Origin of the sequence: Dolichospermum heterosporum TAC447 (assembly GCF_024584745.1) — a bacterium.
GTDB lineage: Bacteria > Cyanobacteriota > Cyanobacteriia > Cyanobacteriales > Nostocaceae > Dolichospermum > Dolichospermum heterosporum.
The window spans coordinates 3,225,370-3,239,847 of the sequence record NZ_CP099464.1; the positions used below are offsets into that span (position 1 = coordinate 3,225,370).

A 14,478-nucleotide genomic window follows, 5' to 3' on the forward strand; every position below is an offset into this window, starting at 1 on the left:
TCAGGAAGAAGAAAGAATTAGGAATAATAGTCTTTTACTTTCTGGCTCTTACTGTAAATTTTATATCTCCTATAAGTAGATACTACTACATTCAATATATCCTTGAAAACTAATCTAATAAAAGTCTATTTAACCAAGAACTCGCAAAAGGTAAAACCAGGAAATGATTACCGCAACTTCCACACTAAAAATCCTCTTAATTGAAGATAACTTAGCAGAAGCCAGGTTATTGCAAGAGTTTATTAAACTCACAAAATCTCAAAATTTTGGTTTAGTTCACGTCCAAAGACTTCAAGACGGAATCAAACAATTAAATAGCCAAAAATACGACGTAATTTTATTAGATTTGACCCTTCCTGACAGTCAAGGATTATGTTCCATCCCTCAGTTACTTCAGCAAAATCCCAGCAATCCCATCATAGTTCTGACTAACACAAATGATGAAGAACTAGCCATTGAAGCAGTGAGACAAGGAGCGCAAGATTATCTAGTCAAAAGGCACGTAAATCCAGATACATTGGTACGTTCTGTGCGATATGCTGTAGAACGCAAACAATTTTTAGAACAATTAAATCAAATTAATCAAACATTAGAAACTCAAGTCGAAGAAAAAACCACAGAACTCTTAAAATCCCAAGAAATTAATCAGCTTAAATCTGAATTTATGGCTATGCTTTCCCATGATATTCGCAATCCTCTAAACACCATTCTTCTCGCGGCTGGATTACTAGAAAAATATCAAAAAGAACTGACAAATAATTCCCAAATTGACTATGTACAACTCATCCGCTCTGCCATCAAAAATGTATCACATTTAGTAGATGAAGCCTCACTAATTGGTAAATCTGATTCTGGACAACTAGCATACCAACCACACGTACTCAATTTAGAAAACTTATGCTCTGAATTAGTAGAACAATCTCAATTACCTGCCCAAGAACAACAATTGAACTTAATTTTCACCAGTTCTGAACACTGTTTTGAATTCCTGGGAGATGAAACCCTCTTAAAGCATATTATCAATAATTTACTCAATAATGCCATTAAATATTCAATTCCCGGAGGTACAGTTCTATTTGAATTAATTAAACAAGAAAAAACCGTAATTTTGAGATTTCAAGATCAGGGAATTGGTATGAGCGAAAAAGACCAAAAAAAATTATTTCAACCATTTCACCGGGGAGAAAATGTAGGCATAATTCCTGGTAGTGGTCTAGGATTAACAATCGTCCAACAGTGCGTTATAGCCCACAGAGGGGAAATTACAGTTAATAGTCAAGTAGGAGTAGGTTCAACTTTTACAGTGACTTTGCCGATAACAAAATAGATCCCCGACTTCTTAGAGAAGTCGGGGATCTAAAAAATATTGAATTATATTAAACTACCGCTTCTGCCTTTTCTACGACTTTTTCCTTCACAGGTACATAAGGTTTTTCCGCACCTTGGGCTAAATACGCAGCTAATTGACTTTCGATTTCATCGCGGACAATTTGCCGATATTCCATAAAATGCTCAATGTGGGCGCAGGTAGAAACGTATTGTTCGATTACCTTGGGATTATGCTTGAGAATGCTAAACAAATGATGCCAGAATTTCCAGCGAGTTTGTCGTTTAAATCCTTGTCGCCAAATCACAATGAGTAAGGCCCTGACAACTACCCATTCTGGTGTTTTTGCCGGTGCTGTCCACTTGGGAGAACCCAACATCATAAAACAGCGATAGGTGCGATCCAAGTAAGCAGTCGGGTCATATAAAGCACAGAAGGCTTCCACATATTCCCTAGCCAATTCTTCTAGAGGACGGGTAGGAATAAAATTCATCAATGTGGTTTGATTGATGTTCCCGTCTTGGTTTTCTCGCAATCTGCCTTCTTTAGTTAAACGATGCCACAACGCAGTATTGGGTAACGCCTGTAACATGGCAAAGGTAGTAGAAGGAATAGCTGCGAGTTCAGCAAAACGGACAATGCGATCGCCTGCACCCGCTTTTTCACCATCAAAACCAATAATAAACCCAGCCATTGGCCGCAGTCCAGTTCTGATAATGGTTTCTACAGATTCAGTTAAGGAACTGCGAGTATTTTGAAACTTCTTAGTTAGTTGTAAACTATCTTCATCTGGGGTTTCAATCCCCAAAAATACCGCTTTAAAGCCACAATCAACCATCAACTCCATCATTTCTTGGTCTTGTGCCAAATCAATGGAAGCTTCCGTGTCAAAATTGAACGGATATTGATGTTCTTCCATCCAAACTTTTAACTCTTTCAGCAACAACTTCACATTTCGCTTGTTGCCAATAAAGTTATCATCCACCATAAACACACCCCGCCGCCAACCCAAATCATAGAGATAATCCAACTCGGCTAACAGTTGTGCAGGAGTTTTGGTTCGGGGTTTGCGTCCATATAAAACAATGATGTCGCAAAACTCGCACTGGAAAGGACAACCCCGGGAAAACTGCACCGACATCATATCATAGGCATTAAACTCTAATAAATCAAAGCGGGGAATAGGTGTACTGGTAACATCAGGTTTTTCAGCAGCCCGGAAAACTCCCGATTTTTCTCCCCGTTGCACAGCTTCCACAAACATGGGTAAAGTCAGTTCCCCTTCATCAAGAATCAGGTAATCTGCCCCTGCTGCTTCCACTTCATGGGGTGTAGAGGTAGGATAAGGACCACCCAAAGCCACCAGCTTACCGCGTCTTTTCGCTTCCCGAATTTGCTCAAGTAAGTCTTGTTTTTGGACAATCATGGCGGAGAAAATCACCATATCTGCCCATGCCCATTCTTCCTCAGTAGCAGCGCGGATGTTACGATCTACAAGCTTAAACTCCCACTCTTGGGGCAAAATTGCCGCTACCGTCACCAAACCCAATGGTGGCAACAAAACCTTTCTGTCAACTAGCGCCAGAATTTTCTCATAAGACCAAAATGTACTTGGAAATATTGGATAAACTAGCAAAACACGCATAGTATCACCCCTCACGATTTATTTGTGATCTAACTGTAACTAAAATTCAGACTAATTGACTTTTTTCTCAAGCCTGTTGTATGTGAGAATGTCAGAATCAAGATGTCCAGGATTTAAGGATTTACAGGATGAAGACAGTAATTTTCTCACTAATTACGTATCATCACTTGTACAAACCTCGACTTGATACTTCCTTCCCATTCCAAAATTACTCATGTTTTTTCTCTGTGTTCTCTGTGCCTCTGTGGTTCGTTATTAAAAATTTAGGTAATTTAATAGTAGGATAAGAGTAACTAGCAACTTGGGTGAAGATAATTTTTTATGGATAGTACAAGTTCGGAAAATATTAAATCTAAATATAAGCTAGGTCAGTTTGTTCTGGGAAAAGTAGAATTTCATACACCCTTTGGCGTTTTTGCTCAGAAATGATCTAATTTGAGCGATCGCAAAAATTTTCTATTGACAAATTGACAAAAAAGTAGTATTCAACCTGGCAATGTTATTAATTTTAGCGATATTTAGGGTTTGCTGATAGCGCAGCGTGGCGTTAGCCATACTCCTGAATGGGCGCAGTCCCTGCGCCCCTACTCCCTGATAGCGCAGCGTGGCGTTAGCCATACTCCTGAACTTCGATATATCGTAGGGGTTTAGCTCATGCTTTACCCTTACATATCTCATCAATTACAGGATGGTTTAATGCTGATGTAGAGATCTTTCATGAACCGTCTCTACAACGTGGTTTGCCTTTTTACGTTTCTTTACACAGTTTGGTTTTATTGTGTTCACCTACTTGTAATCTATCAAGTTAATCTTATTATCATCCTGTAAATCCTTAAATCCTGGATGTCCTGATTCTGACAAAGGTTAGTTTCAGGACGCTCGATTTTACGTCATGCTGGTACATGGGTAGGGGAAATTAAATTTCAACTTTCAAAACTTTGACTAAGAAACCCCATTTATCTGCTGCTTCCTTAATAATTTTTGCTGTTGGTTTACCAGCACCATGTCCTGCCTTCATGTCAATTCTAATTAATACAGGTGCATAACCACTATGCGCTGCTTGTAAAGCCGCAGCAAATTTAAAACTGTGAGCAGGTACTACACGATCATCATGATCTGCGGTAGTAATTAACGTAGCTGGATAAGCTGTTCCCGGCTTCAGATTATGCAAAGGTGAATAAGCATATAAAGTTGCGAATTCTTCTGCGTTTTCTGAAGAACCATATTCAGCCACCCAAGCCCAGCCAATGGTAAATTTATGGAAGCGCAACATATCCATAACGCCTACTGCGGGTAGGGCTGCACCAAACAAATTAGGGCGTTGTGTCATGCAAGTACCCACCAATAAACCACCATTACTACCTCCACCAATAGCTAATTTTCCAGGTTGGGTGTAATTATGAGCAATTAACCATTCAGCCGCAGCAATGAAATCATCAAAAACGTTTTGCTTTTGCAATTTCATTCCTGCTTGATGCCATTCTTCTCCATATTCACCACCACCACGTAAATTAGGAACAGCATAGACTCCTCCCATTTCTAGCCATATTAAAAGGCTAACAGAAAAACTTGGTGTTAAGGAGATATTAAACCCACCATATCCATAGAGGTAAGTAGGATTGTTACCATCTAATTTAATTCCTTTTTTGTGAGTAATAAACATTGGCACTTTTGTACCATCTTTACTTGCATAGAAAACCTGTTTTGTCTCGTATTCATCAGCATTGAAATCTACTTCTGGCTGACGGAAAAGTTCACTCTTACCTGTTTTCATGTCATAACGATAAATAGTTCCAGGGGTAGTAAAGCTGGTAAAACTATAAAATGTTTCCGTATCATACCGTTTACCACTAAATCCGCTGGCTGCACCAATTCCGGGTAATTCTACTTCTCGAATAAAATTACCTTTGAGATTAAATATCTTAATTTGGCTATGGGCATCTTGTAAATAATCAGCCACAAATTGATTATTTAAGACACTGACACTTTCTAATGTTTCTACTGCTTGAGGAATAATTTCTTGCCAATTTTCGGGAGTTGGTTTTCTCGTGTCAATGGCAATAACTCTACCTTTTGGAGAATTGAAATCTGTGCGAAAGTAGAAAACATAATCGTCATTATCAATGAAGCTATAATTTGCTAAAAATTGGTTGATTAGTTCGATGACTTCAGAATTTTGATTTGTTAGATCCTTGTAAAAAACTAAGTTTTTGGAGTCAGTTCCTAGCCAGATTGAAATTATTAAATATTTGCCGTCTTCCGTGACATTCCCAGTAAAACCCCATTCTTTTTCATCAGGACGATGGTAAATTAAGATGTCTGTTGATTGGGGTGTACCAAGTTGATGATAATAAAGTTTTTGGTAATAATTAACATCTTCTAATTTGGTTTTTTCATTTGGTTCATCATAACGACTGTAGAAAAACCCTTGATGATCATGAGTCCAAGAAGCACCGGAAAATTTAATCCATTGGAGATAATCTTGTAAATCTTCACCTGTGGCAATATTTCTAACTTTCCATTCTTGCCAATCTGAACCAGAACTAGATAAACCATAGGCTAAAAGTTGACCATTTTCACTGATGGAAATTCCTGAAAGGGCAATTGTACCATCTTCTGAAAGTTGATTAGGATCAAGTACAATTCTTGGTTCTGCATCTAAAGTTGGCAGAGTATAGAGGACACTTTGATTTTGCAGTCCATCATTTTTGAAATAAAAGTAACTTTCACCTTCTTTAAAGGGAGTTCCATATTTTTCATAATCCCAAAGTTTTGTTAGCCGCTGTTTGATTTTTTCTCTGGCAGGAATTTCGTTTAAATAGCTAAAGGTAACTTGATTTTGGGCTTCTACCCAAGCCTTTGTTACGTCTGTATCCGGGTCTTCTAAGGCTCTGTAAGGATCGGCGATCGCCATTCCGTGATAATTATCCACCTGCTCACTTTTGCTAACAGTAGGATAGGTCAGAGGTTGGTTAAAGTTAGACATAAATTTAGGATAAATTGTACTAAATTGCTAATACCAATTTTATATGAGTCCGCACAAAATCATCAAATCTGTTAATTCATCTGCGTTTATCTGCGGTCAATTATTTCTGATCTCTGATTCTATGCAGATTCATCTTATTTTGGTATAAATTAATTAATAACATAAAAAAGCCATTATTTGCAATATTGACTCGTTCTCAAACAAGAAAGATAAGAAGGTTACTAACTGAAGGTATCGCTGAGAATTTATGCATCTCTTTATGATTTTGACAGAATGACTATCTTTTTGCGACCAAATAGCATTATGATCAATAGCGATTAATTTGTGTAACCTGGAGATAAAATTGGCAGTCATGCAAAAATTCGCTCAATCTATAGCTTTGATGCCACCTGCAAAAATTTTTACTGTGGGACTATCTTTCTCTCTGGTAACGGGACTTTATGCTTGTGGTAAGAGACAAAATTCTGGTATCAATCTTCAAAATTTCAATATTGGTGCTAATGTAACACAGATTCAAAAAATTACCCAAAAAAATCAGGACACGACAGTTTACATTCAAGGTAAAGTAGAAAAGTATGCTCCATTAATCAAGAAAAAATCATATCAAATTAACGACTCAACTGGGAAAATTTGGGTAATCACTAATCAGGGTAATTTCCAAGTCGGAGAACAGGTAGTATTGAAGGGTAATGTTCAGTATCAAAGTGTGCCTTTGGCTGGTAAAGAATACGGTGAAGTTTATTTAGAGGAAAAGTAATTTATGAACAGTCAACTAGCTTATGTAGCCGTTGCCATTCTCTATCGAGAGAATAAGTTTTTAATGCAATTACGGGATAATATTCCTAATATTATAGCTCCTGGTTGTTGGGCTTTATTCGGTGGACATATAGAACCAGGAGAAACTCCAGAAATAGCTGTTCAGCGCGAGGTTGTCGAAGAAATTGGTTATGAGTTGACTGACTTTACAAAATTTGGAATTTATAGCGATGAAAAAGCTGTGCGTTATGTATTTCAAGCACCATTGTTAGTCCCAGTGAGTCAACTTGTACTTTCTGAAGGGTGGGATTTAGATTTATTAACAGCAGCAGATATTGACAAGGGTGAATATTATTCTCAAAAAGCCGGAGATATTAGACCTTTAGCAACTTTGCCTCAGAAAATTATGCTGGATTTTATCAAAACTCTATAGTCTGATAATCCGATTCACGAACTTTTTGAGTTTTCCAGACATTTTGCCAAAATTATATTATTAATAAATGCCATGCAGCCAGTAAAAAGTCTAACAAATTTACCCAAATGGTTAAACATAGGATTAGCCTTTCCTGTGATTCTTTTAAATGGATGGTTATTAATTCAATTCATTAACTATTTTCAGCCTTTGGTTAGCGTTATTTCCGTTGCTATTCTTCTGGCTTTTGTACTAGATTACCCCATTCAACTTCTCCAAAAACGGGGAGTACCTCGAATTTTAGCAGTTGTAGTGGTATTACTGTTATCTATTATTATTTTGGGTGCTGTAGGTGTAATTCTGCTACCACTTATTCTGGAACAATTGAATGAGTTAGCTAATCTTCTTCCCTATTGGATAGAATCGGCAACTCAACAAATAGAAGCTTTGCAAAATTGGGCAGCTACTCAGCAACTACCAGTAAATTTAAGTGGATTAGCTGGTGAAATTTTAGGAAAAATATCAAGTCAATTGCAATCTTTTACTGGGAAAATTTTAGGTTTTGCTTTCGATACTATTGGCAATTTATTGAATTTATTAATTACCATAGTTTTGACTATTTATTTAGTATTGAATGGGGAAAGTTTATGGAATGGCATTTATCTTTGGTTTCCCCCAGAAACAGCGAAAAAGGTGCGAGAATTACTGCGAGAAGATTTTAATAATTATTTCATTGGTCAAGCTACTTTAGGGGCTATTTTAGCCGTATCCATAACATTGGCTTTTGTCGTTTTACGAGTGCCTTTATCACTACTTTTTGGCATAGGAATTGGTTTGTTTTCCCTATTTCCTTTTGGTACTGGTATTGGTATTGGTATTGTTAGTTTATTAATAACTTTAAAAGACTTTGGTTTAGGGTTAGAGGTTGCGGCTATAGGTGTGGCTATTGATCAAATTAATTCTAATATTATTGCCCCACGTATTTTAGGAAATTTAACTGGTTTAAATCCTGTATGGGTGGTAATTTCTTTATTAATAGGCGCAAAGTTAGGCGGTGTATTGGGGTTATTGGTTGCTATTCCTCTTGCTAGTTTTATTAAAGATATCGCTGATACTTGGCGTAATGGTAAATTTAATAAAACTGCTGTTGATAGTGAGTAAATGACAACACCTTTATTTCCTGATTTTGTTTGTCTTGTTGGCAGTTTATTTGTTTAAATTGATAAAAATGTCTGGGACACAATTCCCCAACTTTTAATTAGATTGGGGGAAAATAGTATTCTGTAGGTACAGGCACAAAAATCAAGAAAGTGATTACAATACTCAAGGTGAAATCTAATTCTCTTGAGTGACTAAAGTTATGGAAAATTTTGTTTTTTACAACCCAGTTAAAATCCTGTTTGGTAGGGGTCAAATCGCTAATATTGGTTCAGAAATCCCGGCGAACGCGAAAATTCTGATTACTTACGGTGGTGGTAGTATTAAAGCTAATGGGGTTTATGATCAAGTAAAATCGGCATTGGCTGGTAGAAATGTATTTGAGTTCGGCGGTATTGAACCCAATCCTCATTTTGAAACTTTGATGCAGGCGGTTGAGTTAATCCGCAAAGAAGGTATTGATTTTCTGTTGGCTGTGGGTGGTGGTTCTGTTGCAGACGGGACTAAGTTTATAGCGGCTGCGGTTTCTTTTGTGGGCGACCCTTGGGATATTTTAGCTCATGGCGCACCAGTAACGGCGGCTTTACCAATGGGGGTGGTTTTGACTTTACCTGCGACTGGTTCAGAAATGAATACAAATTCAGTTGTGACTAAGTGGGAAACTAAAGAAAAGTTATTTTTCGCTAGTCCCTTGGTGTTTCCGAAATTTTCCGTTCTTGACCCAGAAACAACTTTCTCCCTGCCTCCTCGGCAAATTAGCAATGGTATTGTTGATGCTTTTACTCATGTGATGGAGCAGTATTTGACCTATCCGGTGAATGCACCATTACAAGACCGCATGGCTGAATCAATTTTACTAACTTTGATTTCAGAAGGACCCAAAACTTTAGCAAATCCTACAGATTATGATGCGCGGGCAAATTTGGTTTGGTCGGCGACAATGGCATTAAATGGGTTAATTGCGGCTGGTGTACCTCAAGATTGGACGACTCACATGATAGGTCATGAGTTGACAGCGTTACATGGTATGGATCATGCTCAAACTTTGGCGGTTGTGTTACCTGGAACTTTGACGATTAGACGCGATCGCAAGTGGCAAAAACTTCTACAATATGCAGATAGAGTTTGGCAAGTTGTCGGTGGTTCGGAGGAAGAACGGGTAAATGCCGCAATTACTAAAACTCGTGATTTCTTTGAATCAGTTGGTGTTCGCACTCATTTATCTGATTATGGTGTGGGAGTAGAAACTATTCCCGCAGTTATCAAAAATTTAGAAAAACATGGGATGACCGCTTTGGGGGAAAATAAAGACGTTAACCCCCAAGTTGTGGAACAGATTTTAGCTCTTTGTGCTTAAAAGTTAAATCCGCAGGTCAGACGTTTGATTTGTTTGTCTGACCTGCATTAAGTCGGTTGGCGGAGAAATTGGTAGAAATGTAAAAATATTATCGAAATCCTAAAATTTTAATCAGCAATGGGACAAAGAACATCCCATTGAAAAACCGATGCTGATGCAGCCAAATTATTAGAAGGGGCAGTAGAAAATGATAGTATTTAAGAAAAGAGTTAAAAACCTAACACCAACCCATCTGCGTTAATCAGCGTCCATCTGCGTTTGCAATCTCATTGATGAAAATGTTAACCCAATTTGAAAAATTACCCTTTTTGCAAAAATTATGTTGGCAAAGAGAAAATACCGAAGATCTTACTCCTTTAGAAATACTGAGAATATATGAACGCGGGTGGCACTACCGGGGAGTTTTAGGCGACTTAAGCCAAATAGAAACCTTATTTGTGCAACAATTAGCTCAATATTATCATTCATGGTTAGGAGCGAAAATGTTTGAGAGGGAGTTTCATCAAAAAATTTTAAATGTTCTTAATCAATTAAAGGCTAATTTTTTATTAGAGTGTGGCGCATATTTTGGCGGTGGGACTCTGGTTAGTTTAAATCATGGAGAATATAGATTAAGCAAAGATATAGATTTTCTCTGTTCTACTGGTACAGGCTACCGATTACTACGACAAAAAATAGCTGAAAATCAATATAATGCCCTTTTCAACACTCAAAATAATCTCAATCTACCCGGACAAATTAAAGCTGACCAGTACGGAATAAGATTTGCCATTATAGTTGATGAAACCCTGATTAAATTTGAGATAATTATGGAAGGACGGATTGAATTGGGAGAAGCAAATTATCCCATTTGGTCGCCTGTCCCATGCTTAAATCAAATTGACAGTTTTGCAGAAAAACTTTTAGCTAATTCTGACAGATGGAATGATTCCTCAGTAGAGTCGAGAGATTTGATTGATTTGGCTATGCAAAGGCTCAATTCTCCCATTCCTCAAGTAGCTATTGAGAAGGCAGAATCAGCTTATCCTGTAATTGAACCTTTAAAAAAAGCGATACTTTTTTTCCAAAATCACCCCAATTATCGAGACAAATGTTTTACGGCTTTGCGAATTGCCGAACCCAGTAAAATTATTGATGGTATTGATTTAATTGCGACTGATTTCGACTTAAAAAAGACACATAGAACTTTTAGCGAATTTCAACAAGACGTGGAATGACAATTAATCGCTTTTCTTCGTGGCGAACAAAATTAGATCAATCATTCCTGAATTTGAAAAGTATTCGCTTTGACTAATTAAAAATAACATTATTACGGCTATCGTAGCAATTATCCTTGCTACTATCATTTGTGAAGGTAATCTTGTTAGAACGGACTCAGAAGTTTCACCGATTCCCTAGTGGAAACCGAGGCGATAACGGGCAAGGATAGTGACCCAGGCTCTAGAACCTCAAAGCAAACTTACGAGTAAGGTCAATCAGAGAGCGAATTATAAGCAATTGACGCTATTTGACCTTGGTTATACTGCAAACGGTTCATAGTTTAACCAAGTATGAAACCCCTCTGGTAAACCTCTCCTTTGCACCCCTCCCTGACCCTCCCCTACAAGGGAGGGAAAAGGAGCAGCTTTTATAATTGGAGAGGCTTTGAACTTGTTCTTTGTATGATAAAAAAGTCCAGCTTTTAGCCGTTTTGAGTATAACTACATTAGTTGTGTATCCCTAAGTGAAAATTGGAAAAGTTGTAAGTGCGATCGCTACTAAGGTAGAATATTCAAAGTCCAGTAAAAACTTCCCTACCACAAGATAATACTGGGAAGACTTTGTTGTTTGTGGTAGCTTCAAACCCAAAGGAAGTCAGGAAAACCACAATTAGCGGCAGCAAAACTCTAAATGTACCTGTTTCTACGGCTAACAGGTTGCAAAATTGGCATTTTTGAGATTCCAGTTTAGCTTGGACATTGGCTATGACTTCATACATTTGTTTTTCTGGTAGTACAATTATCAGTAAAAATTAATCTAATAACTATAGTTTCTTGTTAAGTTAAATTAAATCACAGTGATAATTACCCCAAATTTATCGGGTAAGTTGAGTTTTTGTATCAAATAAGCAGGGTTAACGGAGTAATACAGACAATGCAGCAACTTGTAGACCAAATTAAAACAATTGATTTTCAAAGTGAAATATATAAAGATGCCTATAGCCGCATCAATGCCATTGTAATTGAAGGGGAACAGGAAGCCCACGAAAATTACATTACATTAGCTCAACTACTGCCGGCACAGGAAAAGGAACTAATTGCTCTCTCGAAAATGGAAAGTCGCCACAAAAAAGGATTTGAAGCCTGTGGACGGAACTTAAAAGTGACTCCAGATTTAGAATTTGCGAAAAAGTTTTTCTTGGGACTACATGACAATTTCCAAACCGCAGCCAAAGAAGGCAAAGTCGTGACTTGCCTTTTGATTCAATCATTAATTATCGAATGTTTTGCGATCGCTGCCTACAATATCTATATTCCTGTGGCTGATGATTTTGCTCGTAAAATCACAGAAGGGGTAGTAAAAGAAGAATACAGCCATCTCAACTTTGGTGAAGTGTGGTTGCAAAAAAACTTTACAGAATCCAAAGCCGAATTAGAGCAAGCTAACCGCCAAAACCTGCCTCTAGTATGGAGAATGCTCAATCAAGTAGCAGATGATGCCAAAGTTTTAGCTATGGAAAAAGACGCTTTAGTAGAAGATTTTATGATTCAATATGGTGATGCCTTAAGTAACATTGGCTTCACTACCCGTGATATCATGCGTCTTTCTGCCTACGGACTTGTAGCCGCTTAATAATGCCCTTAGGGTGACAACTATGTTACCCTAGGTTTTGGGGGCAGGGGGCAGGGAGCAGGGAGCAGGGAGAAAAAGGATTTATACTCAAAGCGGTTGGGAGATGGACTTTTGTAAAATCACGAAAACACCGTGTTTGTAGGGGGTTTAGCAAGAGCTTCATTGGTGTCAATTTAAGCTACAGATGGTTTATTTGTTTGGCTGACAGACCCACCCTGAAATGGATTATGGCTAACGCCACGCTACGCTATCAGGGCTAATAAGTAATTGGACAAAAATATTTACAGTCATTGCGAGCGAAGGGAAGCAATCACAACCCTGGCAATTGCTTCATTTCACTTCGTTCCATATGGCTAACGCCACGCTGCGCTAACGCAATGACATTGTGCAATTAATTCTGTCTCACTACTTATCTAAAGTTTACTCAAAAATTTCTGGGTTATTTAGGGCTTGCTGATAGCGTATTGTGGCGTAAGCCATATAAAACTGAAACCTTTTATTAATAGGGGTTTCGCTGATTTTTATCACAAGAATGTGCAAGGTTTTGGCAAATGGAGTCTCAAAATTGGTGCATTTTCCTGGGTCGGATTTAGAAAATTGAGGATATCCAGATGGCTGAAACTGTTCCCAGTTAAGAGTTAAGAGTTCCCTGCCCTCACAGACAACTTATTCAGCAAGCCGTACTTAATTACGAATTACGAATTATTTGGACACTTTATGTAGTATTTTTAATAGTTAGACATCATATAGCAGATTGCAGATTGATGCGGTACAGGATCTTAAATTTAAAGCCTGACAACAAGCCTGTTTTACTCCTGACTCCTGAATTCTGCTGTATCTGATTCTAAGTTGGCATAGTTTTTCGATTTCTCTAAAATCTAAAATCTAAAATTGGTTTTGCACGACAGCACACGCCTAATATATCACTCCATGTTTGGTTTAATTGGACATCTGACTAGTTTAGAACACGCTCAATCAGTAGCTCAAGAATTGGGATATCCAGAATATGCCGATCAAGGGCTAGACTTTTGGTGTAGCGCCCCGCCGCAAATAGTTGATCATATCACTGTCACCAGTATCACCGGGCAGAAAATAGAAGGAAAGTATGTAGAATCATGCTTTTTACCGGAAATGCTGGCTAATCGCCGCATTAAAGCCGCAACACGCAAAATTCTTAATGCTATGGCTCATGCTCAAAAGCATGGCATTGATATTACAGCCTTGGGTGGATTTTCCTCAATTATTTTTGAGAACTTTAATTTAGAGCAGTTCAAACAAGTCCGCAATATTAACCTAGATTTTGAACGCTTTACTACAGGCAACACTCATACAGCTTACATTATTTGTCGGCAAGTAGAAGAAGCTTCCAAACAACTAGGGATTGAATTGTCCAAAGCAACTGTAGCTGTGTGCGGTGCAACGGGGGATATTGGCAGCGCAGTCACCCGCTGGCTAGATAAAAAAACAGATGTTCAAGAATTATTATTAATTGCGAGAAATCAAGAACGTCTCCAAGAACTGCAAGCAGAACTAGGACGGGGTAAAATTATGGGATTACAGGAAGCATTACCCCAAGCGGATATTGTCGTCTGGGTGGCGAGTATGCCCAAAGGCGTAGAAATTGACCCAATAACATTAAAACAACCCTGTCTATTGATTGATGGGGGCTATCCTAAAAACTTAGGCACAAAAGTTCAGCATCCGGGGGTATATGTATTAAATGGCGGCATTGTGGAGCATTCCCTAGATATTGACTGGAAAATCATGAAAATTGTCAATATGGATGTGCCAGGGCGGCAATTATTTGCTTGTTTTGCCGAATCAATGCTGCTGGAATTTGAGAAGTTATATACAAACTTTTCTTGGGGGCGTAATCAGATTACCGTAGACAAAATGGAGCAAATTGGTCGTGTGTCCATTAAACACGGTTTTAGACCATTACTAGTTTAGTCATTGGTCATTGGTCAGTGGTCAGTGGCAAAGAAAAGACAACTGACAACTGACA

The 14,478-nt window shown here is 38.0% G+C and carries 12 protein-coding genes; 8 read left to right on the forward strand and 4 right to left on the reverse strand.

Features of this window, described 5'->3' with window-relative positions; genetic code table 11:
* Positions 1 to 163 precede the first annotated feature (163 nt).
* Complete coding sequence (locus NG743_RS14520; RefSeq protein WP_027403449.1) at positions 164 to 1,327, forward strand: hybrid sensor histidine kinase/response regulator; 1,164 nt, start codon at positions 164 to 166, stop codon at positions 1,325 to 1,327.
* 49 nt (positions 1,328 to 1,376) lie between these two features.
* Here NG743_RS14520 and NG743_RS14525 read toward each other — a convergent pair whose 3' ends face one another.
* The 3 genes from NG743_RS14525 to NG743_RS14535 form a co-directional block, all read right to left on the reverse strand.
* On the reverse strand, positions 1,377 to 2,972 hold the full coding sequence (locus tag NG743_RS14525) for a B12-binding domain-containing radical SAM protein (protein ID WP_027403450.1): 1,596 nt from the start codon (positions 2,970 to 2,972) through the stop codon (positions 1,377 to 1,379).
* Positions 2,973 to 3,428: 456 nt separating this feature from the next.
* On the reverse strand, positions 3,429 to 3,590 hold the full coding sequence (locus NG743_RS14530) for a hypothetical protein (protein ID WP_257120322.1): 162 nt from the start codon (positions 3,588 to 3,590) through the stop codon (positions 3,429 to 3,431).
* A gap of 298 nt (positions 3,591 to 3,888) precedes the next feature.
* Positions 3,889 to 5,958 (reverse strand): prolyl oligopeptidase family serine peptidase, encoded by a 2,070-nt coding sequence (locus tag NG743_RS14535; RefSeq protein WP_257120323.1) that lies wholly within the window; start codon positions 5,956 to 5,958, stop codon positions 3,889 to 3,891.
* A gap of 352 nt (positions 5,959 to 6,310) precedes the next feature.
* Here NG743_RS14535 and NG743_RS14540 point away from each other — a divergent pair, with 352 nt between their 5' ends.
* The 5 genes from NG743_RS14540 (at position 6,311) to NG743_RS14560 (ending at position 10,858) form a co-directional block, all read left to right on the forward strand.
* Complete coding sequence (locus NG743_RS14540; protein WP_193962005.1) at positions 6,311 to 6,715, forward strand: hypothetical protein; 405 nt, start codon at positions 6,311 to 6,313, stop codon at positions 6,713 to 6,715.
* A 3-nt stretch (positions 6,716 to 6,718) separates the two neighbouring features.
* Complete coding sequence (locus NG743_RS14545; RefSeq protein WP_027403453.1) at positions 6,719 to 7,147, forward strand: NUDIX hydrolase; 429 nt, start codon at positions 6,719 to 6,721, stop codon at positions 7,145 to 7,147.
* A gap of 72 nt (positions 7,148 to 7,219) precedes the next feature.
* On the forward strand, positions 7,220 to 8,287 hold the full coding sequence (locus NG743_RS14550; RefSeq protein ID WP_027403454.1) for an AI-2E family transporter: 1,068 nt from the start codon (positions 7,220 to 7,222) through the stop codon (positions 8,285 to 8,287).
* A 199-nt stretch (positions 8,288 to 8,486) separates the two neighbouring features.
* The gene (locus NG743_RS14555) at positions 8,487 to 9,641 is read left to right on the forward strand and encodes an iron-containing alcohol dehydrogenase (protein ID WP_027403455.1); all 1,155 of its coding nucleotides are present in this window, start codon (positions 8,487 to 8,489) and stop codon (positions 9,639 to 9,641) included.
* 278 nt (positions 9,642 to 9,919) lie between these two features.
* Positions 9,920 to 10,858: a nucleotidyl transferase AbiEii/AbiGii toxin family protein gene (locus NG743_RS14560; protein WP_228043631.1), complete on the forward strand. Its 939-nt coding sequence runs from the start codon at positions 9,920 to 9,922 to the stop codon at positions 10,856 to 10,858.
* Positions 10,859 to 11,412: 554 nt separating this feature from the next.
* On the opposite strand, the gene NG743_RS14565 is transcribed toward NG743_RS14560, so the two are convergent.
* A complete protein-coding gene (locus tag NG743_RS14565) occupies positions 11,413 to 11,619 on the reverse strand; it encodes a hypothetical protein (RefSeq protein ID WP_027403457.1) in 207 nt (68 codons plus the stop codon).
* Positions 11,620 to 11,774: 155 nt separating this feature from the next.
* Between NG743_RS14565 and NG743_RS14570 the strand changes: the two genes are divergently transcribed.
* On the forward strand, positions 11,775 to 12,473 hold the full coding sequence (locus NG743_RS14570; protein WP_027403458.1) for an aldehyde oxygenase (deformylating): 699 nt from the start codon (positions 11,775 to 11,777) through the stop codon (positions 12,471 to 12,473).
* A 930-nt stretch (positions 12,474 to 13,403) separates the two neighbouring features.
* Positions 13,404 to 14,423, forward strand: coding sequence for a long-chain acyl-[acyl-carrier-protein] reductase (locus NG743_RS14575; protein WP_027403459.1), 1,020 nt, complete (start codon positions 13,404 to 13,406; stop codon positions 14,421 to 14,423).
* Positions 14,424 to 14,478: the final 55 nt, after the last annotated feature.